A 19,869-nucleotide genomic window follows, 5' to 3' on the forward strand; every position below is an offset into this window, starting at 1 on the left:
GACATGATAAGCAGTGGCATAGCCCGTATCGCCGCCAACATAGAGATTTGTCGAAGCGTTTTCGTCGTAAGTGACTGTGAAATTCACCTCCCGTCCTCCGGACGCAAGGGGTATATTGTTGAGATCCAAGTACGTCTGGGAATAGTGAAACTGTATCTCACCCATGGTCTATCCCCAGTAACGCGCACTAGCGGCCGCCAGCGCATTTAGATCCTGACTGTAGAGAGTATAAGCCACGCTTTAGAATACGCAATCGACAAGCAGCGCGCCGAGAATGTCTGGTTCTGGGCGACTGCGGAAGGGCAGCTTTGTCGTCCGAAAGCAGTCACTGCGTGGCTAACATGGCAGCGGGCGCACTTTGGGCCGCGCATCGGCGAGGTCTGCGCTTGCCGCAGGATCTAGCCGTCACGGGATTTGACGACAGTCTCGTCGCCAGTCGCGTCTGGCGGGCATTGACGACGGTTCGCCAGCCCATCGATGCAATGGCGGCGTGCGCTATTGAAATGCTGTTGAAAAGCCTGGCTTCACCGGAACCGCAGTCACCCCCAACAGTGCGAGACAAACTGTTCGATTTTATTTTGATCGAGCGAGCCTCGACAAGAGCCGAAAAAGCGCTTGTGCTTTAGCGTTAAATCACTGAACTGGCCTCTCCACGTGCTATCTGCGCGAGGAGAGATCATGAATACATCATCGGCTGCGACGTCCACTTCCGCCTGGCGCCGGGGAAAAGCCACTACGTCGTGCTTGATGGTTTGTGCGGCGTGGCATCGCTGCTTGTGATGACATTCCATAACCTGGAAACCTTCTCGAACACCGATCCGGCCAAGCAGATCATCAACCATGGTTACCTCGCCGTGGATTTCTTCTTTCTGCTTTCAGGCTTCGTGATCGCCTATGCGTATGATGATCGCTGGGGCCGCATGACCCAGTGGCAGTTCTACAAACGTCGGCTCATCCGCCTACAACCGATGGTGGTGCTGGGAAGCCTGTTCGGCGCAGCACTCTTCTACCTCCAGGTAAGCTCCGTCTTTCCGAAGATCGGTACGACGCCCGTCTGGGAAATGCTGCTGGTGATGCTGCTGGGCTGTACGTTGCTCCCGCTGCCCAAGGCGTTTGACATCCGGGGCTGGAACGAAATTCACCCGCTCAACGGCCCCGCGTGGTCGCTCTTCTACGAGTACCTCGCCAATATCGGCTACGCGTTGGTATTCCGAAAGCTATCTGTCCGCTGGCTGGCTGTTTTGGCCGCCTGCGCTGCGGCCTTGCTGCTGGAGGTCGCGCTCGGCGGTGAGCGCCGCGCTCTTATCGGCGGCTGGGCGCTCGACTTCGACAGTATCCACGTCGGTTTTGCCCGGCTGCTGTATCCGATTCTAGCAGGCATGCTGCTGATGCGAGTGGGTAAGCGCATCGCAAGCCGCCACGCCTCGCGATTAGCAGCCTGCTGCTGGTCGTGGCGTTGGCGCTTCCGCGCTTCGGCGACACGCCGCACCATTGGAGCAACGGCTTGTACGACGCTCTATGCGTGATCCTGCTGTTCCCGCTGATCGTGGCGATCGGTGCCAGCGACAAGCGGGCAGATGGCACCACCGTGCGGATCGCCCGCTTCTTCGGCGATCTATCGTTCCCGCTCTATATAACCCATTATCCGCTGATCTACCTCTACACCGCCTGGGTTGTGGAAAGCCATCCGTCTGCGGCTCAAGGCGTAGTTTGGGGCGTAGCGCTGCTCATCGCGGCGGTGACGTTCGTCTATGCCAGCCTAAAGCTTTACGACGAACCAATGCGGCGATGGCTCAGCGCCCGGTTCCTCAAACGGCAAGCCTGAACCTGCCAAGCGCGGCTCCACAGCCGCGCTAAGCACAGAGCTTGGACGATCTACCTCCACCGGGATCTCGCGACGTCCTCCAAATTAAGAAGTGCTCAATGTCTGAATCCGCAGCAGGGTCACGCCTCGCCACTCGTCTAGCCTTTCTCGTTTCCGGCTTTGCCCTTGCATGCTGGGCACCGCTCATCCCGCTCGCAAAAGCTCGGTTGGAGATCAGCGATGGTACTTTGGGGGTTCTGCTACTCTGCCTTGGCCTCGGGTCGGTCGGTGCGATGCAACTGGCTGGGCCGCTGACCGATAGGCTGGGTGCTCGGCCAGCGATCCTGATCGGGGGATAGGTTTGATACTGCTGCTGCCATGTCTCGCACTTGCACCGACTTTGCCGACGATGGCGGCAGCATTGTTGGTGTTCCGCGCATCCCTTGGTTTGATCGAAATCGGCATGAACGTGCATGCGGTCTAGGTGGAAAAGCGCGCCGGCTGTCCACTCATGTCAGGGTTCCATGGCCTGTTCAGTGTTGGCGGTTTTGCCGGCTCGCTGTCGCTTACTGCCGTCCTTTCAGCCAAATTGAGCCCGATTACCGGCACTGTTGCCGCGTCGGGGCTCATGCTCGCGGCGCTGATCGTCGCCGTACCGCGCCTGGTCGCCACGCCGAAAGCAGAGGACACTTCACTGTTTGTGATGCCGCGTGGCGTCGTTGCGGTGCTTGCTACACTTGCTGGGATTACCTTCCTGACCGAAGGCGCCATGCTCGACTGGAGCGCGTTGCTGCTGAGTGGTAGAATCTGTTGCCGATCACGCAAGCGGGCCTTGGCTATAGTGTCTTCGCCGTAGCGATGACGGCCGGTCGCTTGTCTGGTGACACGATTGTCGCGCGTCTCGGCGATATGCGGACGATGGTGTGGGGCGGCCTGCTCGCGATCAGCGGCTATGCCGTCATCCTGCTGGTGCCATTCGCCTCGGTCGTACTGCTGGGCTTTTCCCTTATCGGGATTGGCGCCTCCAACACCGTGCCGATCCTATTCCGCCGGGCCGGAGCGCAGACCGGCATGCCTGCCGGCCTCGCAATCGCGTCAGTCACTACGGTGGGCTATGCCGGTGTTCTCGCAGGGCCTGCCGGCATGGGTTTCATTGCACAGGGAATTGGATTGCCAGCAGCGTTCTGGCTGTTGGCCGCGTTGCTCTGCTCCGTTCCGCTCTGCGCTCGGGTTGCTACATCCAGCGGTGAAAAAGACTAAATGCGAGGTCTTGACGCCACAACTCCTCAGCAGTTGTGACAGGAAGCATGAGGCCTTCCCAAATCCGGTCGGACTATGCTGCTTTACCAGCGAAGCGAAGGCCTGGAAGGTCCGGAGGTGGGGGCGCTGCCGTCGGTCTGCGTTTCGACGGACAGCAATCGGCTACCCGCAGATGCGAGGAGCCGATGTCGGACCAGACCTGACGTCCGCTGCTAAAAACGAGAGGATCTTCACATCCGCGCCAAGGTAATGGACGGCGTTTTCGTTCTTGGCATGCCCGGACAGGGCTTGCACCGCTCGCAGGCTCCCCGAAGCCTTGTAGATGATCGACGCCTTGGTTCGTCGAAGTGAATGCGTCCCATACTCTTCTCGGCGTAGGCCTTCCCATTCATCAACAAGTCGGGCGTACTGACGCGTGCTGAGTGAGCGAGCATGATCCGACCGACGCGGAGGCATCGAAACGGCTCCAGATCGTGGTGACCGGAACGGTGGCACTCAAAAGGGTGTCTGAGTGGAAACCTTCCTTAACGGTTTTGCGACAATACCGCTCGGGATTGTGCACCGTGGCGAACTTATGCTGAAAACCCTTTTCCAGGAGCGGAAACGCACTCAGGCTGTACGTGGCCTCAGTATCGTCGGTTCGGCCTCCGAACCGATATATGATCGCTTCGTTTCCGCTGCGGCTCGTGCGTTCGACGCGCCGATCGCGTTGCTGTCTCTAATTCACAACGATCAGCAATGGTTCAAGGCCGGTCACGGCTTGGTCATCGACTGCATCCCACGTAACAGTGGGTTTTGCAGCTTCACGCTTGATCGTCCCGAGGTTCTGGAATCGATCGACCCCGAAGACGACCCGAGATTTGCTCAGCTTCCGGTTGTTGTGGGTGAACCGCATGTCCGATACTACATCGGGGCGCCACTACGGCGGATGAACGGCATCGATGTCGGTGCTTTGTGTGTCTTGGACACGAAGCGCCGCTTACCGGCTTCAGCAGATCAAAAGGCCTATCTCATCGGCCTAGCGCGTCAAGCGTCCACCGCAATGGAGGCTCGTTTAGATCTGTTGAACAGGGGAGATGCGGCATGATGCGGGTCGCGCTATGCATCGCTCAAGAGCATGACCTGCGTCTGGTGCTGCTGGCTTTGCTGATCTGCGTCATCGGCTCTGCAGCCACGGTCCAGCTTTTCAGGCGCGTGACGGCAAGCGCTAAGCATAGCCGTATCGGTTGGATCGTGCTGACCGCGGTTGCGACAGGTACGATGGTGTGGGCCACCCACTTCGTCGCGATGATGGCGTTCCGCACAACGGCACCCGTGATACTCGACCCTATTCTGACATTGTTCTCGCTTCTCGCGGTGATCTTCCTGGCGATTCCCGGCCTGTCGATCGCTGCACGTCGTCGTCGCTGGGGTGGTGCGGTGGGCGGTGCGATCATCGGCGCTGGTATCTCGGTCATGCACTACGTCGGTATGGCGGCGTACCGCGTTGACGGCATCGTCATATGGGAGTGGGGCTACGTCGTTGCCTCCGTGATACTCTCCAGCGTGCTCGCCGCGTTCGCATTTCACGTACTCACGGGCCGTGGGAGATCCCGAAGCATCAAGGCGGCAGGCCTGCTATCCACGGCCGTCGCCGCGCTACATTTCACGGGCATGGCAGCGATGGACATCACCGTGCTGCAAACTGGACAGGGTCTATCCCATGTTACGATGGTGGCGCTCGCGGTCACCACCACCGTGGCGACCTGCATCATCGTGGGATGCGCGGCGATCAGCGCACTCATTGACGGGCATACCCAAACGGAGGCCTATCGCCGGCTGCGACGCATGGCGATGCACGATGGTTTGACCGACCTTCCCAATCGCACCAGCTTCATCGAAGAACTGGAACAGCGCTTCATGATAAAAGGCGGCTATGCTTGCATGGCCGTCATCATGATGGACCTGTCGCGCTTCAAAGTGGTCAATGATACGTATGGCCATCAAGCGGGCGATCAGCTTCTCGTGGCACTCGCCGCGCGCATGGCGGCATTGCTGGAGCCCGGCGAATGCGTAGCGCGTCTCGGCGGCGACGAGTTCGCGGCGGTCGTGTCATATCACAACGACGATGAGCTTACAGGCTTCTTGAGCAGATTGCAGGCCGCTTGCACGGAGACGTTCGTCTTCGATCGGTTCAGCGCGACAATCAGCGCCAATATCGGGGTGGCACTCGCCGTTCACGACGGTTTCGACGCTGACGTTTTGCTCGCCAAGGCAGATCTCGCAATGTACCGGGCGAAGTCGGCGCACTCGGATACGCCGTGTTTCTACGACAGTCAGATGGATGATGCAGTTCGAGAACGTCGTGAGCTGATTGCCGACTTGCGCAAGGCGCTCGATACATCAGCGCTTGAACTCCATTTTCAGGTACAAGCCGCGATACCGTCTGGTGAAATATCGGGCTATGAAGCTCTCGTGCGCTGGAGGCATCCGGTCAGGGGCATGGTGCCGCCCGCGGTCTTCATTCCTTTAGCTGAAAAGAGCGGCGACATCGTTCCGCTCAGCATCTGGATACTGCGACAGGCGTGTTTCGAAGCGGCGTTATGGCCAAATCGGCATCCCGTTGCCGTCAACATTTCGCCGGTACATCTGGCTGATCCCAGGCTGGTCGAGACGGTAAGGTCAGCGTTGATCGACAGCGGTCTTCCGCCCGAACGACTCTCGCTCGAGCTGACAGAGAGTGCGATCATTCATGATCGCCGGTTCGCGCTGCAGCAGCTCACTGCGTTGAAAGCGATGGGAATCGCGATCGCACTGGACGACTTTGGTGTCGGCTACTCTTCGCTGGATGTCCTACGGTCGTTTCCCTTTGATCGCATCAAGCTGGATGCGTCTTTTGTTGCCGAGATCGATACGGACGAGCAAGCCGTCTCGATCTTGCGATCGGTGGCGGCGTTGGGAACCGTCCTCAACATGCCCGTGCTGGCGGAAGGTGTTGAACATCCGGCTCAACTGTCGATCGTGGCGCGAGAGGGATGTTCAGCCATCCAAGGCTATCTGGTTGGCAAACCGTCGCGTGTGCTTGCCGACCCAGAACACGTTCGCAGAATCATGTCGCTGAAGCCACGGAGCATTGAGGCGGATGCTGCCGTGGCATGATCGTGGCGTTTGGCGCTGCCGCGAGCCGCTTGGTTTGCAATGTGTAAGGGGGGCGCGCGATAGCGTTGTCTCGAGCGCTACCGGATCAATTTCGCCGCGCATTAACAGACAGCGCTCCGCTTCTGGCCGCCTTGGCGGCGACCACGGTATTCCTGTTCCCCCACTGGCTTCTGGCCCATAGCGTAGCGCGTTTCCGGCCATGTCCCGCGTTGTCGACACCGTTTTGTTATCCGAAGTCCGTGATGCGCGTCAGTTCGGCAATGGTGGGATTTAAGTGGTAGACGCTGCGGGGATCGAGCTCCGGCTCGGCCAGCACGGCATAGCGATGTTTAAAGATCAAGTCGGTGAACCAGATCGATCCGCCAGGCGCCACTGTCACGTCGATGGGCGCGTTGAGGCGATTGCGCTCAAAGTGTGTGATGACCGGTTTAGGACTTCCCGTCAGGTCGGCGAACGAACGACTGATACAGCGGCGACCGTGTTCGCAATGACAGACCGTCCCGTCAGGCGCGACAGCGTTACTGTTCGTGAATTAGGTCGCGTTGATCGCGACCCTCCACTCGGCCGTCGTCTTCATACCACGCGTTCAGCCGGCGGTTTGGGACTTTGGAGAACAGGAGACGGCCGTGAGACGCCTGCCACGCGGATCCCTCGGCGTGGTTGTCCCTTCGTGCAACACGAGCAAGGGTGCGTCGGGGGATAGCACCTCCGCAAGCTCAGGATCATCGATCTCGCCGCCTAGCAAATAAGCGTTTCACTTTATGAAATCGGGCTGCCGCAGCAGGCGGCCGGGCAGGAGGTCAACGTTGCTCACAGCAACTCCTTGGATGTTGGTGCCGATGCTAAAAACTGAGTCATGCAGCAGTTGGCAGAAGTGCGACCTTTGAATTGATGGGGCAATTTGAAAGCGGAGGAACGGGCCGGCAAACCCTGCGTAACGAGAAGATGGGGAACCGTGGAGGCTGCCATAACTGCAAACCTGCTCCGGAATTAGAGCGCGGACATTGCGCCGTGACGAGCACGGCTGGTGGCACGGCCGCAGTGAGGAACGGCATAAGCGTTTCCAAAACAACCCGGCGCGCGTGGCCGATCCGAGCGCCCTTCCGACAGATGTTTTTGCCATCGCCAACCCTTGCGAGGCCAAAAACATTAAGCTATGAAACATAGCAATTAAAGGAGAGGGTAATGACTGAACATCACGCGCTTGCAGAGCGCGCAGATAGCGCTGCGACCTTCGATCGTCATGATGCGGTGACGGGCGTGCTTGCGAGTACGACGCCCGCCGCAACCGTGGCGGACGCCGATGCTGCTTGCGCCGCCGCCGCGAAGGCGTTTCCGGCGTGGGCGGCGCTTGGCCCGAATGCGCGTCGCGCAATCCTCAACAAGGCGGCCGATGCGCTGGAGGCGCGTGCTCCCAAATTCATCGAAGCGATGATGGGCGAAATCGGCGCCACGCAGGGCTGGGCGGCCTTCAACTTGATGCTCGCTGCAGGGATCGTTCGCGAAGCTGCGGCGATGACGACCCAGATCGGTGGCGAGGTCATCCCCTCTGACAAGCCGGGCTGCATCGCGATGGCGATCCGCGAGCCGGTTGGCGTGATCCTCGGGATCGCACCCTGGAACGCGCCGATCATTCTGGGTGTGCGCGCGATTGCGATGCCGCTGGCGTGCGGCAACACGGTGGTGCTGAAGGCGAGCGAGCAATGCCCGCGCACGCATGCGCTGATCGTGGAAGCGTTCGAGGAGGCCGGCATGGGCGAGGGGATCGTGAACCTCGTCACCAACGCGCCGCAGGATGCCGCCGAGATCGTCGGTGCGTTGATCGACCATCCCGCCGTTCGGCGCATCAACTTCACCGGATCGACTGCCGTCGGCAAGATCGTCGCCAAACGTGCGGCCGAGCATCTGAAGCCCGTCCTGCTCGAACTCGGCGGCAAGGCCCCGCTCATCGTGCTGGACGATGCCGATCTCGACGAAGCGGTGAAAGCGGCGGCGTTCGGGGCGTTCATGAACTCGGGGCAGATCTGCATGTCGACCGAGCGCATCATCGTGGACGAGCGTGTTGCCGATGCCTTCGCCGCCAAGTTCAAGGAAAAGGTCGGCGGTATGGCGGTGGGTGATCCGCGCGAAGGCAAAACCCCGCTTGGCGCGGTCGTCGATCAGAAAACCGTCGATCATGTCCGTGCCCTCGTGGACGACGCGCTTGCGGCTGGCGCGCAGGCGCTCGTCTCCGGCAGTGGGGACGGGGTACTCATGCCCGCTCACGTGATCGATCACGTCACGCCGGCGATGAAGCTGTTTCGCGACGAAAGCTTCGGCCCTGTCGTCGGCATCAGCCGCGCCAAGGATGAAGCGGATGCGATCGCGCTTGCCAATGACACCGAATACGGCCTGTCGGCGGCGGTGTTCACGCGCGACACCGCGCGCGGTCTTCGCGTTGCCAAGGCGATCAAGTCCGGCATCTGCCACATCAACGGCCCGACCGTGCATGACGAGGCGCAGATGCCGTTCGGCGGCACCAAAGCCTCCGGTTACGGCCGGTTCGGCGGCAAGGCCGGAATCGACAGTTTCACGGAGTTGCGCTGGATCACCATCGAGACCCAGCCGGGCCATTATCCGATTTAAATTCATTCGTTCGAGGAAAATTCATGACCGAAACGTCTACCAACGGCACTGTCGCCTATGATGTCGCCGATCGCATCGCCTGGGTGCGCTTCAACCGGCCGGAAAAGCGGAATGCCATGTCGCCGACGCTCAATCGCGACATGATGGAGGTACTCGACCTGCTCGAATTCCGAACCGATGTCGGGGTTCTGGTCCTATCGGGGGAAGGCGTCGCATGGTCCGCCGGCATGGACCTGAAGGAGTATTTCCGGGAAACGGAAGCCAAAGGCATGGGCGCGACCCGCCAGGCACAGCGTGAGAGCTATGGCTGGTGGCGGCGGCTGCGCTGGTATCAAAAGCCGACGATCGCGATGGTCAACGGGTGGTGCTTCGGCGGCGGCTATGGCCCCTTGTTCGCCTGTGACCTTGCGTTCGCGGCCGAGGATGCGCAGTTCGGTCTCTCCGAAATCAACTGGGGCATCCTTCCCGGTGGCGGGGCGACCAAGGTCGCGACCGAACTGATGCCGTTCCGCAAGGCGATGTACCACGCCATGATGGGCGAAAACGTCGACGGCAAGACGGCCGCCGATTGGGGGCTCGTCAACGAGGCGGTGCCGCTGGCGGACCTGAAAGCGCGCGTGACGGCGGTTGCCGAAGTCCTGCTCAAGAAAAATCCGGTCGCGCTCAAGGCCACCAAGGACGCGGTTCGGCGCGTCGGCGTGTTGAGCTACGACGATGCCGAGGATTATCTGATCCGCGCGCAAGAAGCCGCCAATTCCTACGACAACGAGGGTCGCAAGGAAGGCATCAAGCAGTTCATCGACGACAAGACCTTCAAGCCGGGCCTTGAGGCCTATGATCTGAACAAGCAGCGCGGCTGAACGCTGCCACGCAATATACGGCGAGAGGATGAGGGATGAGTGGAAATACGGCTGGACGGGCGCCGGTGCGGTCGCTCGAGCGACTGTTGCGTGCGCGCTCCATCGCGATCGTCGGCGCTTCGGAAAAGCCGGGGGCGCTAGGCAACGCGGTGTTGCGCAATCTGGAACGGCATGGCTTCGCCGGCGATATCCACCTCATCAATCCCAAACGTCCGGTAATCCGCGGTCAGCAGGCTTGTGGGACGATCACCGAACTTCCTGACGGCGTCGACGCCGCGGTGCTCGCTGTTCCGGGGGCGGCGGTGCTCGACACGATTCGCCAACTGGCGGCAAAGCATGTCGGGGCCGCCGTGATCTTTTCGGCAGGCTTTGCCGAGGGCGGCGAGGCTGGGCTGGCCGCGCAGGTCGAGGTGGCAAGGCTGGCGGCCGAATCCGGGATGGTGATCGAGGGGCCAAACTGCCTCGGCATGGTCAACTATGTGGACGGGGTGCCGTTGACCTTCGTCGAGACGCCCGTCCGCCGTCCGGAGGGCAAACCCGCCATCGGCATCGTCTCGCAAAGCGGCGCTATGGCGGTCGTGCTCGGCACGACGCTCATGGCGAAGGATCTTGGCATTTCCATGTCGATCTCGACGGGCAACGAAGCCGCCTCCGGCGTAGAGGATTATGTCGAGTATCTGCTAGACGATCCCCATACCCATGCGATCGGCATGATCGTCGAGCAGTTTCGCGCGCCCGCGCGGTTCCTCGCACTGGCGGCGCGGGCGAGGTCTGCCGGCAAGCCGATCGTGCTGCTGCACCCGGGCAAAAGCAGCGCCGCGCGGGAGTCCGCCGCGACACACACCGGCGCCATGGCAGGTGATTATGCCGTCATGCGGGCCAAGGTCGAACGGGCCGGGGTAGTGCTGGTCGATAGCCTCGAGGAACTTGGCGACGTTCTCGATCTGGTGTTGCGTTGCGGTGGCGTATGGGCGGGCGGAACCGCCGTGTTGACCGAGTCCGGGGCGTTCAAGGCGCTGGCGCTTGATGTGTGCGAAGCGCTGTCGCTGGATCTTCCTGCAATGGCGGCGGAAACCGCGGCGGTGATGCGCAGCGCCATCCCCGACTTTATCCCGGTCAGCAATCCCATGGATCTCACCGCGCAGGCGCTGGTCGATCCCGACCTGTATCGGCGCACGCTCGCGCCCTTGCTGGATGATCCCGCGTTCGGCAGCATCGTTCTCGGCATCATCCAGACCGATGAAGCGACGTCGCGGCTCAAATTCGGCCCGATCATCGAAGCGGTGCGACAGCTGCGACCGGCCAAGCCGGTGATCTTCGCCGGATTGGATGACGGGGCCGATGTGCCAGCGGACTTCATCCGGGACCTGCGCGGTCTCGGCGTGCCGTATTTCCCGTCGCCCGACCGTGCGTTCCGCGCGATCGCACAGCTTACGCGATGCGCGAAGCGGGACGTTGTCACCGCGCAGGCTGCGCCGGTCGTGGCCGAACTGCCGGCCGGTGGCGGCGTGATCCCCGAATACCTCGTTAAGACGTTGCTTGCCCCATTGGGAATACCGTTTCCCGAAGGTGGGTTTGCGCGCAGCCCTGCCGAGGCCAACGCCATCGCGGCGCGGGTCGGCTATCCGGTCGTCCTCAAGGCACAGGCGTCGGCCTTGCCGCACAAGAGCGACGCCGGCGGCGTGATCCTGAACCTGGCCGACGAGGCAGCGGTCGAAGCGGGGTGGGCGCAGTTATACGCCAATGTCGCGCAGCGCGCGCCGCACGTCACGCTTGACGGTGTGCTGGTGGAGGCCATGTCCACACGCGGCACCGAGTTGATCGTCGGCGCAAAAAACGATCCCGAATGGGGCGCGACGATCCTTGTTGGTATGGGCGGGGTGCAGGCGGAGGTATTGCAGGATGTCCGGCTGCTGGCGCCCGACCTTGCGCGCGCGGCGATCATCGCCGAACTCGGCAAGCTCAAAAGTGCGGCAATCCTCGCAGGCTATCGCGGGTCGCCGCCGCTAGATGTGGCGGCAGTGGCAGACATCATCGTTGGCCTTGGGCGCGTGCTGGCAGGTACCCCGGCGATCCGTGAAATCGATCTCAACCCGGTGATCGTCTACCCGGTGGGGCATGGCGCGATGGCGCTAGATGCGTTGATCCTTGCTGATCCCGGCTGACGTCGCGGCCGGGTGCTGGACGCGAACTCGCTCGCGCCCAGCAGGTCGCGAGGGTCAGGCCCGGCTCAGCGCGTTGAGGAAGACATCATGCGTCATCGGACGCGAGAACATGGGAAAGTTCTTGGCGACAGACGCCTGCTGCTCTTCAGGACTGAGCGTTGCGGTGCAGTCGGTTAGCGTCACCACGTCGTAGCCGCGTTCGTAGGCGGAGCGCATGGTCGATTCGACGCAGCAATTGGTCAGGAATCCTGCGATAGCGAGATCGGTGATGCCGCGCTGGCGTAGGATGAAGTCGATGTTGGTGCTGGCGAAGCAGTCGAGCCCGCGTTTACCTTCCACAACGATATCGCCCGTCGCAGGCATCATCTCGGGTGCGAATTCAGCACCCCAACTGCCTTTGCGAAAGGCCTTGGCGGCCACGATCCCGGCGAGAATGCCATAGGCATCGGTGCCGATTTCAGGATAGCCCTCGGCAAAGCTGATCGGCGCATGCAGGATCGTGGCACCGGACTTGCGCGCCGCCTCGACCAATGTCGTGCTGTTGGCCAGCATCTTCGTTTGCGCCATGACGTCGCTGACGGCATCGTGCTGAGCCCCGCCATCGCTGACGAAGTCATTCTGGTACTCAATCAGCAACAGCGCAGTCGTGCTCGGGTTCATGGCGTTTCCTTCCCGTTGTTGCAGGATGACAGCAGGCGCGCATCTCCATACCGCCCAGCGATATCGCGAGATGGCCCTGCGTAATCGTCCCGCGTGAAATCAGGCGGCCGTCGGCAGGTGCTCGAAATGCTTGTCGAGCGTGATCGGATAATCACGCACCCGGACACCTGTCGCATTGTAGACCGCGTTGGCGACGGCCGCGCCGACGCCGCACAGGCCGAGTTCGCCCACACCCTTCGCCTTCATCGGATTGGCAAGCGGGTCGGCCTCTTCGAGGAAAACGACCTCCTGATGCGGGATGTCGGCGTGAACTGGCACCTCATACTGGGCGAGATCGTGGTTGATGAAGAGGCCGAACCGCGTGTCCACGGCCAGTTCCTCCATCAGCGCGCCACCGACGCCCATCGTCATCGCGCCGATCACCTGGCTGCGCGCGGACTTCGGGTTGATGATCCGACCCGCTGCGCAGACCGCCAGCATACGCCGCACGCGGGTCGCGCCGGTGAAGCTGTCGACGCCGACCTCGACGAAGTGTGCGCCAAAGGTTGAGAGCTGGTACGTCTTGTCGATGTCGCCGTACTCGATCTTGTCCTCGGCCATCAGCTCTCCCGACGCGGCCGCCTGGCGCAGGTCGGCGGAACGATTGCCACTCGTGACCTTGCCGTCCGCGAACACCGTATCGGCCGAATTGAAGCCGAGCCGCTGCGCGACCTGATCGCGCAGCTTCACGCATGCGGCATATACGCCTGCGGTCGAGTTGGCGGCGCCGAACTGACCACCCGAACCGGCTGATACCGGGAAAGCGGAATCGCCTAGCTTGACCAACACCGCTTCGGCGGGAACGCCCATCATCTCGCCCGCGGTCTGCGCGATGATGGTGTAGCTGCCGGTGCCGATATCCGTCATGTCGGTTTCGACCGTTACCACGCCGTCCTTGCCGAGCCGAACGCGCGCGCCGGACGTCATGTTCATGTGGTTGCGAAATGCGGACGCCACACCCATGCCGACCAACCACTTGCCATCGCGAACCTGACCTGGCTTCGGGTTCCGTTTGGACCAGCCGAACCGCTGCGCGCCCTCCTGCAGGCAGCGCACCAGCTGACGCTCCGAAAAACGGCGCTCCGGCTTTTCAGGGTCTACCTGCGTGTCGTTCTTCACGCGGAAGGCGATGGGGTCCATGGCAAGCTTCTCGGCCATTTCGTCCATCGCGATCTCCAGCGCCATCAGGCCGGGTGCTTCGCCCGGCGCACGCATTGCGTTGCCTTCGGGCAGGTTGAGCACCGCCAGCTGCATCGAGATCTTCCGGTTGGCGCCGGCGTACAGCAACTTGGTCTGGCTCGTCGCGGTCTCGGGCTGGCCGTTCGGCTGGTCGCCGGAACCGCTATGATGCGCGATGGCCGTGATCGTCCCGTCCTTTTCCGCGCCGATCTGGATGTGCTGCGCGGTGGCTGGGCGATGCGTGGAATTGTTGGGCATCATCGGCCGGGTGATAGCGACCTTCACCGCGCGCCCGGCTGCCTTTGCGCCAAGCGCCGCCATGACCGCGTCGGTACGCAGGAACAGCTTGCCGCCAAAACCTCCGCCGACATAGGGCGACATGAAGCGGATCTTTTCCTTCGGGATGCCGAGTGTCTTGGCGAGATCGCCACGGCCCCAGTCGATCATCTGGTTCGACGTCCACAACTGAAGCTCGTCGCCGTTCCACACCGCGATGGAGGCGAACGGCTCCATCATCATGTGGCTCTGGTCAGGTGTCGTATAATGCTGGTCGAGCTTGACCGGCGCGGCCGCGAAGGCAGGTTCAAAGGTGCCGACGCGATCGATCGCGGGCGAACCGCTGCCTTCCTTGCTGGAGCCGCCGGTCAGCGGCGCAGTCTTGAGCGCTTCCGCCAAGTCAAACTGACCGGGCGTACGAGCGTAGTCGACCCGCACCAGCATCGCCGCGCTGCGGGCTTGCTCGAACGTGTCGGCCACCACGATCGCGACTGCCTGGTGGTAGTGATCGACATCCGGCCCGGCGAGCAGCTTCACCGTGTTGAACTTGCCCTTGCCGAGCTTGCCCGCGTCCTGCGCGGTGACGATGGCGAGCACGCCGGGTGCCGCCTTTGCTGCCGCGAGATCGATCGATGTGATCCGGCCCTTGGCGATCGCTGAACCAACCACATAGCCATAGGCTGGCTTGGGAGGATCCTGATGTTCGTAGGCATAGGGAGCGGTGCCGGTGGTCTTGAGCGGACCGTCGATCCGGTCGTGCGCGCGGCCTACGACCTTCATGCGATCGATCGGGTTGGTACCGGCGGGAGTGTCGAACTTCATGGGATCAGGCCCCGATCTTCTGTTGCGATTCGGCGATGACGGATGCCAGCGCACGGGTGGCGAGCGGCAGCTTGAACTTGTTGTCTTGCGTCGGCGTCGCGCCCTGGAAAGCGCGCGCCGTCACCGCCGCGGCACCCTGCGGTAGCAGCGCGTCGGCCGCTTCGACCCGCCACGGCCTCGGCGCTACGCCGCCGAAGGCGACCCGGCCGGTGCCGTCGGGCTGGATCACCGCCGCCACGGAGACGAGCGCATAGGCGTAAGACGCCCGGTCGCGTACCTTCTCATAGAAGTGCTTGCCGCCAAGCGGCCGGGGCAGCGTCACCGCCGTGATGAGTTCGCCCGGCTTCAACACGGTGTCCTGTTCGGGATGGTCGCCCCACAACCGATGGAACTCGGCGATGGGAATGGAGTGGTGCTGGCCGGTCGCATCGACCGTCTCGACTGCCGCATCGAGCACGCGCATCGCCACGGCCATGTCGCCGGGGAAGGTCGCGATACATTTGTCGCTCACGCCGATCACGCCAAGCTGGCGCGATACCCCGCCGATCGCGGCACAGCCCGAGCCGGGCTTGCGCTTGTTACACGGCATGTTGATGTCGTAAAAATACGGGCAGCGGGTCCGCTGGAGCAGGTTGCCGGCGGTCGACGCCTTGTTGCGGAGCTGTCCACTCGCCCCCGCAACGATGGCGCGGGTGAGCACGGCATAATCGCGGCGCACACGCCCGTCCGTCGCAAGATCGGTGTTAGTGACGAGCGCGCCGATGCGTAGCCCGCCATCCTTTGTGTTCTCGATCTTGTCGAAACCCAGATCCTGTACATCGACAAGGTGGGTCGGGGTCTCGACCTCGATCTTCATGAGATCGAGCAGATTGGTACCGCCGGCGATGAACTTGGCGCCCGGCTGTGCCGCCGCGCGTGCCGCGGCGACGGGATCGTGCGCGCGTTCGTAAGTGAAGGCCCTCATGCCCGCTGCTCCCTGAAGTCGTCTCCAGCCACTTCCGCCATCGCGTCCGCAATGTTGGAGTAGGCGCCGCAGCGGCATATGTTGCCGCTCATCCGCTCGCGCATTTCGATGTTGGTCACCTGCGGCTTCGCGCCGACATCTGCCTGAACGTGGCTGGGAACCCCGCGCTTGATCTCGTCGAGCACTGCGACTGCCGAACAGATCTGCCCCGGCGTGCAATAGCCGCACTGATATCCGTCATGCTTCACGAACGCGGCCTGCATCGGATGGAGCTTCTCGGGCGTACCCAGTCCCTCGATCGTGGTGACGTCGTCGCCCTCGTGCATCACGGCAAGGCTCAGGCACGAATTGATCCGCACGCCGTTGACCATCACCGTGCAGGCGCCACACTGGCCGTGGTCACAACCTTTCTTGGTGCCCGTGAGATGCAGATGCTCACGCAGTGCGTCGAGCAACGTCGTGCGCGGGTCGAGCGAAAGCGTCTGTTGCTTACCGTTCACCTTGAGGCGAAGCGGTAACGCGGGCGAAGCCTCGGTGCGGTGCGCCGGCTGCGACACGGCGGACGCGGGCGCGGCGGCTACCATTGCAGTGGCAGCGCCCCCCGCAAGAATGCCGCGCCGCGACAATTCGAATTCGGACGTATCCGACATCAAAGATTTCCTCGTTGAACGACTTGGCGCCGAATTGCCGCGCAGCGGCGCTCCGGATCATACCCCTAACGCTTGTGTAAGCTGATCGGACCCACCCTACAACGCATTGCAACGATGATAATGCTTCAATGACACGATGATAGTGCCTCAAAGTCGGCGTAATCGACGGGCTTCGGATGGTAGAGCCGAGGTCGGTTTGCGCGTGACGCTGTCGCCGGAGCCAGGTTCCCGCAGCATTTCGCAGGTCACGGTGGTGCAATGTGGTTCTTTCCGGCACCAAGCTGCGTTACACCGCCGGCACGTAGGAAAGATAAACGGCCGACGTCACAGGATGGAGGATGCGATGGAGCGCGAAGTAACGAGACGCGGCGTGATCGAACTTGGCATGGGCGCCGCTCTGGCGATCCCGGCCGCCGGCGCGATGGCCAATGCCGCGCAGGCGCAGCAGAAATCGCCCGGATCGGTCGGCTATGCGGTGGTCGGCTTGGGCAAGCTGAGCATCGGGCAGATCCTGCCCGCACTGAAGCGAACCAAGAACGCACACCTTGCCGCCTTGGTGAGTGGGAGCCCCGACAAGGCGAAGCGGCTCGCCGCTGAATATGGCCTGCCCGAGACCGCGATCTACAGTTACGACACGTTCGACCGCATCGCCAAAGACCCCAACATCCAGGTCGTCTACATCGTTCTGCCGAACTCGATGCATGCCGACTTCACCGTGCGCGCGTTCAAGGCCGGCAAGCATGTGCTTTGTGAAAAACCGATGGCGGTCACGCTGGCGGAATGCGAGCGCATGATCGCTGCCGGCAAGGCCGCGAACCGGCAGTTGATGATCGCCTATCGCTGCCAGTACGAGCCCGTGAACGTCACCGCGATGCAGATCATGCGCAAGGGCACGCTCGGCACGCCGCGGCTGGTGAGTGCGGTGATGGGCAAGCAGACCGACCTGTCCGATCCGTCCGACGCCTGGCGGCTGGACATGGCGATGTCCGGCGGCGGCGCGCTCGCCGACATGGGTATCTACGGGATCAACGCGACACGCTATCTGCTGCTGGAAGAACCGGTCGAGGTGCGCGGCTGGGCGCGGACCGACCGGAACGATCCACGCTTCAAGACGGTGGACGACATGATCGCGTGGCAGATGCGGTTCCCCTCCGGCGCGATCGGGGAGGGGTCGTCCTGCTTCTCGCAGCCGGGCACGATGTCGTGGCAGGCGATCGGCAGCGATCGGCGCATGGTCGCCGATCCGGGCTGTTTCTACGGCGGCAATTCCCTGCGCATCGTCGGCGGCAAGAACGACCCTCAGCCGCAGGTGAAGGAGATCGACCAGTTCGGCAACGAGATGAACTGGTTCGCGGACGTGGTGCGCGGCAAATCCCCCAACGTCTCGCCGGGGGAGGAGGGGCTGCAGGATATGCGGATCATCCACGCCATCCAGCAGTCGGTCGCGAACGGCGGTGCATCGGTGAAGATCGCCGGCGGTTACCGGCGCGCGTATGATCCGGCCACGACCGTCGGCATCCGCACCTCGGTGTGATGCGGCGCCGGCCGCGTGCTCAGTGCACGCGGCCGGCGCGGTTCTCCAGCACCACGTTGGACAAGGTCGCCGTTTCCGCAACACCGGGCAGGTGCGACGAGAAGCCGATGCCGACATAGAAGGGCGCGGTGATGTCGAGCGTGATCGGCGCGCCGAACTGATGCATCGGCTCACCCTGTTCGCTCACCCACAAGGTGAACTGGTTGCCCTTCTTTTCGATGCCGATGCGCTTGGCGTTGAGCGTGACTAGGCTGTCGGGCGACTTGCCGCCGGGCAGGCCGCCGCGACTGCCGATGCGATATTCCATGTCGCTGATCCGCCGGCCGGGCTCCGGCCGCTGGGCAAGGTGGAACATGCCATCGCCGTGCAGCGCGACGAACGCTTCCTTGGCATCGTCGTCCAGCGACTGGCGGATGACGAGCAGCGCCTTGTGATCGCCGAAGCCGCCGTTCGGATAGGCGATGTCTGCCGCCAATGAAACATCGCCAGACATCTTGTTGAACAGGAAGCGGAACTCGTCGCGCGTGTACCAGACATTATAGCCGGCCGAGTGGATCGTGTAGGTGCCGTCCGCGAAGGTCGCACTACCGGGTGCGACCGCGCCGCCGACATCAGCCTGCGCCGAGAATACACCAATCGCGCGGTTCTCGACGCGGGTCGGGCGGTGAAAGCCGGGCGGCGGCCCAACCTGATTGTGCACGGTCGATTGCGGGTACGCCCAATCGGGCGCGATCGGCGCACCCGGCGGGCTGTTGGCGATGGAACTGCCGGGAACGTCGGCATGCTCCTGCGCGCGTGCGGGGGTTGCAGCAGGCGCGGCACCGATCGCCACGATTGCCGCCAGGCTTAGGATCTTGTGCATGAGAACCTCGCTCACTTCTCGGGATCGGGCGCGGCGAAGGGGGAGCAGCACGGCTTGCCGATCGCATGGAACTCCATCAACTCCGCGCGCGTGCCGTCCGGGTCGAGCAGGTTGAGCTGCCATTTCGCGTCACGACCGATCTTCGGAACCTGATCCTGCCCCTGTAACCGGTCGCCGTTCCACAGCAGGGTATAGGCGGTGCGCGTGTCGGGTACGCCGAGTGCGAAATGGTTGAGTACGCCGAGATTTGCCGCACTCATGTCGGCGGGAATGCCTTTGGTGTCAGGCGTGCCGACGACCATATATTCGATCCAGTCGCGCCCGTCGGGCAATTGGAGCGAGATCCAGGTCGGGTGATCTTCCTTCATCCCGCCCTCCCAATAGGGTTTCAGGCCGAGGACGCCCTTGTAGAAGCGATCCTCGTTGGCGCGATTGTGGACGATGAAGCCGAAGTGCATGATGTGGCTCGACAGCGGGTTGACCGGCACCGTCGGCAGCTTGGCGGGCGGTTGCATGAACTGCACGACCGTACCCTCGGGATCGGTGACCGAGAACCAGCGGCTGCCATCGGGCGCGGTGCTGAGCGCGGCAGGCACCGTGACGCCGTGTGCGGCCAGATACGTGCGCATCTGCGCGGCATTGGCGGTGTTGAAGGCGACGTGCGCGAGCCGGTTGATCGAATGGTCGCCGGCTGGCAGCGGCAGCACCTCGACGAACTGGGTGGGCGAGAAATAGTAGCGTGCGCCGGAGGATTGTTCCGGGTCTGGCTGTTTCACAGCGCCGAGATCATGGACGTAGAACCGCTCGCTCTTGGCCGGATCGGCGGCATAGACCGCGATGTGCGAGACGCTGGCGAGCGGCGGTCGTGCCGGCCCTTGCGCCGAACTCGCGGTGGGCAACAGCATGGCGAGTGCCACGCCGGCGCAGGCTAATGAACGTCGTGACATGGTCTGCTCTCCTGGGTTGCGCTACTTACGCTTGGGGTAATTTCAGATGGCGACGTGCCGAATGTCGTGATGTGGGGGCGAAGG

Annotated in this window: 16 protein-coding genes and 2 pseudogenes; 10 read left to right on the plus strand and 8 right to left on the minus strand. The window is 62.6% G+C overall.

Annotation, left to right across the window (positions count from 1 at the left end):
* Positions 1 to 341: 341 nt before the first annotated feature.
* The 4 genes and pseudogenes from L8F97_RS18750 (at position 342) to L8F97_RS18765 (ending at position 3,064) form a co-directional block, all read left to right on the plus strand.
* Positions 342 to 626, plus strand: a complete 285-nt coding sequence (locus tag L8F97_RS18750; RefSeq protein ID WP_242153806.1) for a substrate-binding domain-containing protein — start codon at positions 342 to 344, stop codon at positions 624 to 626.
* Between the two features lie 153 nt (positions 627 to 779).
* Positions 780 to 1,825, plus strand: a pseudogene (locus tag L8F97_RS18755) (acyltransferase family protein).
* A 463-nt stretch (positions 1,826 to 2,288) separates the two neighbouring features.
* Positions 2,289 to 2,660: a hypothetical protein gene (locus tag L8F97_RS18760; protein ID WP_242153726.1), complete on the plus strand. Its 372-nt coding sequence runs from the start codon at positions 2,289 to 2,291 to the stop codon at positions 2,658 to 2,660.
* Entirely contained in the window at positions 2,615 to 3,064 is a 450-nt protein-coding gene (locus L8F97_RS18765) for a hypothetical protein (RefSeq protein ID WP_242153727.1), read from the plus strand. The genes L8F97_RS18760 and L8F97_RS18765 overlap by 46 nt, the downstream gene beginning before the upstream one ends.
* A gap of 162 nt (positions 3,065 to 3,226) precedes the next feature.
* On the opposite strand, the pseudogene L8F97_RS18770 reads toward L8F97_RS18765, so the two are convergent.
* Positions 3,227 to 3,514, minus strand: a pseudogene (locus L8F97_RS18770) (tyrosine-type recombinase/integrase); the annotation flags it as partial.
* 61 nt (positions 3,515 to 3,575) lie between these two features.
* On the opposite strand from L8F97_RS18770, the gene L8F97_RS18775 reads away from it, so the two are divergent.
* Together L8F97_RS18775 and L8F97_RS18780 are read left to right on the plus strand one after the other, a co-directional pair.
* Entirely contained in the window at positions 3,576 to 4,151 is a 576-nt protein-coding gene (locus L8F97_RS18775; protein WP_242153729.1) for a GAF domain-containing protein, read from the plus strand.
* On the plus strand, positions 4,148 to 6,202 hold the full coding sequence (locus L8F97_RS18780; RefSeq protein WP_242153731.1) for a putative bifunctional diguanylate cyclase/phosphodiesterase: 2,055 nt from the start codon (positions 4,148 to 4,150) through the stop codon (positions 6,200 to 6,202). Before L8F97_RS18775 ends, L8F97_RS18780 begins: the two co-directional genes overlap by 4 nt.
* Positions 6,203 to 6,428: 226 nt before the next feature.
* On the opposite strand, the gene L8F97_RS18785 is transcribed toward L8F97_RS18780, so the two are convergent.
* Positions 6,429 to 6,581, minus strand: coding sequence for a hypothetical protein (locus L8F97_RS18785; protein WP_242153733.1), 153 nt, complete (start codon positions 6,579 to 6,581; stop codon positions 6,429 to 6,431).
* 806 nt (positions 6,582 to 7,387) lie between these two features.
* Here L8F97_RS18785 and L8F97_RS18790 point away from each other — a divergent pair.
* From L8F97_RS18790 to L8F97_RS18800, 3 genes are read left to right on the plus strand one after another with little or no spacing between them, the layout of a single operon-like run.
* Positions 7,388 to 8,827: an aldehyde dehydrogenase gene (locus L8F97_RS18790; protein WP_242153735.1), complete on the plus strand. Its 1,440-nt coding sequence runs from the start codon at positions 7,388 to 7,390 to the stop codon at positions 8,825 to 8,827.
* Between the two features lie 23 nt (positions 8,828 to 8,850).
* Positions 8,851 to 9,687 (plus strand): p-hydroxycinnamoyl CoA hydratase/lyase, encoded by an 837-nt coding sequence (locus L8F97_RS18795; RefSeq protein ID WP_242153737.1) that lies wholly within the window; start codon positions 8,851 to 8,853, stop codon positions 9,685 to 9,687.
* A gap of 35 nt (positions 9,688 to 9,722) precedes the next feature.
* Positions 9,723 to 11,852, plus strand: coding sequence for an acetate--CoA ligase family protein (locus L8F97_RS18800; protein WP_242153739.1), 2,130 nt, complete (start codon positions 9,723 to 9,725; stop codon positions 11,850 to 11,852).
* A 54-nt stretch (positions 11,853 to 11,906) separates the two neighbouring features.
* Here the strand turns inward: L8F97_RS18800 and L8F97_RS18805 are convergent, their stop codons facing one another.
* The 4 genes from L8F97_RS18805 to paoA form a co-directional block, all read right to left on the minus strand.
* Positions 11,907 to 12,512 carry a cysteine hydrolase family protein gene (locus L8F97_RS18805; protein WP_242153741.1) on the minus strand — a complete coding sequence of 202 codons (606 nt, stop codon included), beginning with the start codon at positions 12,510 to 12,512 and terminating at the stop codon, positions 11,907 to 11,909.
* 99 nt (positions 12,513 to 12,611) lie between these two features.
* A complete protein-coding gene (paoC, locus tag L8F97_RS18810) occupies positions 12,612 to 14,828 on the minus strand; it encodes an aldehyde oxidoreductase molybdenum-binding subunit PaoC (protein WP_242153743.1) in 2,217 nt (738 codons plus the stop codon).
* A 4-nt stretch (positions 14,829 to 14,832) separates the two neighbouring features.
* Entirely contained in the window at positions 14,833 to 15,792 is a 960-nt protein-coding gene (locus tag L8F97_RS18815; protein ID WP_242153745.1) for an FAD binding domain-containing protein, read from the minus strand.
* Positions 15,789 to 16,442, minus strand: coding sequence for an aldehyde dehydrogenase iron-sulfur subunit PaoA (paoA, locus tag L8F97_RS18820; RefSeq protein WP_242153747.1), 654 nt, complete (start codon positions 16,440 to 16,442; stop codon positions 15,789 to 15,791). The genes L8F97_RS18815 and paoA overlap by 4 nt, the downstream gene beginning before the upstream one ends.
* A 343-nt stretch (positions 16,443 to 16,785) precedes the next feature.
* Here paoA and L8F97_RS18825 point away from each other — a divergent pair, with 343 nt between their 5' ends.
* Positions 16,786 to 17,976 (plus strand): Gfo/Idh/MocA family protein, encoded by a 1,191-nt coding sequence (locus tag L8F97_RS18825; RefSeq protein ID WP_242153749.1) that lies wholly within the window; start codon positions 16,786 to 16,788, stop codon positions 17,974 to 17,976.
* A gap of 19 nt (positions 17,977 to 17,995) precedes the next feature.
* Here the strand turns inward: L8F97_RS18825 and L8F97_RS18830 are convergent, their stop codons facing one another.
* Both L8F97_RS18830 and L8F97_RS18835 read right to left on the minus strand, forming a co-directional pair.
* Positions 17,996 to 18,838, minus strand: a complete 843-nt coding sequence (locus L8F97_RS18830; protein ID WP_242153751.1) for a hypothetical protein — start codon at positions 18,836 to 18,838, stop codon at positions 17,996 to 17,998.
* Positions 18,839 to 18,849: 11 nt separating this feature from the next.
* The gene (locus L8F97_RS18835; protein ID WP_242153753.1) at positions 18,850 to 19,785 is read right to left on the minus strand and encodes a VOC family protein; all 936 of its coding nucleotides are present in this window, start codon (positions 19,783 to 19,785) and stop codon (positions 18,850 to 18,852) included.
* Between the last annotated feature and the right edge of the window lie 84 nt (positions 19,786 to 19,869).

The organism is Sphingomonas sp. BAUL-RG-20F-R05-02, assembly GCF_022662305.1.
Lineage (GTDB): Bacteria > Pseudomonadota > Alphaproteobacteria > Sphingomonadales > Sphingomonadaceae > Sphingomonas.

Coding starts and splice junctions, on each gene's coding strand:
- L8F97_RS18780 (WP_242153731.1), top strand. CDS start 4,148: ATGATGCGGGTCGCGCTATGCATCGCTCAAGAGCATGACCTGCGTCTG.
- paoA (WP_242153747.1), bottom strand. CDS start 16,442: ATGTCGGATACGTCCGAATTCGAATTGTCGCGGCGCGGCATTCTTGCG.
- L8F97_RS18835 (WP_242153753.1), bottom strand. CDS start 19,785: ATGTCACGACGTTCATTAGCCTGCGCCGGCGTGGCACTCGCCATGCTG.
- L8F97_RS18830 (WP_242153751.1), bottom strand. CDS start 18,838: ATGCACAAGATCCTAAGCCTGGCGGCAATCGTGGCGATCGGTGCCGCG.
- L8F97_RS18800 (WP_242153739.1), top strand. CDS start 9,723: ATGAGTGGAAATACGGCTGGACGGGCGCCGGTGCGGTCGCTCGAGCGA.
- L8F97_RS18825 (WP_242153749.1), top strand. CDS start 16,786: ATGGAGCGCGAAGTAACGAGACGCGGCGTGATCGAACTTGGCATGGGC.
- L8F97_RS18815 (WP_242153745.1), bottom strand. CDS start 15,792: ATGAGGGCCTTCACTTACGAACGCGCGCACGATCCCGTCGCCGCGGCA.
- paoC (WP_242153743.1), bottom strand. CDS start 14,828: ATGAAGTTCGACACTCCCGCCGGTACCAACCCGATCGATCGCATGAAG.
- L8F97_RS18795 (WP_242153737.1), top strand. CDS start 8,851: ATGACCGAAACGTCTACCAACGGCACTGTCGCCTATGATGTCGCCGAT.
- L8F97_RS18805 (WP_242153741.1), bottom strand. CDS start 12,512: ATGAACCCGAGCACGACTGCGCTGTTGCTGATTGAGTACCAGAATGAC.
- L8F97_RS18790 (WP_242153735.1), top strand. CDS start 7,388: ATGACTGAACATCACGCGCTTGCAGAGCGCGCAGATAGCGCTGCGACC.
- L8F97_RS18750 (WP_242153806.1), top strand. CDS start 342: ATGGCAGCGGGCGCACTTTGGGCCGCGCATCGGCGAGGTCTGCGCTTG.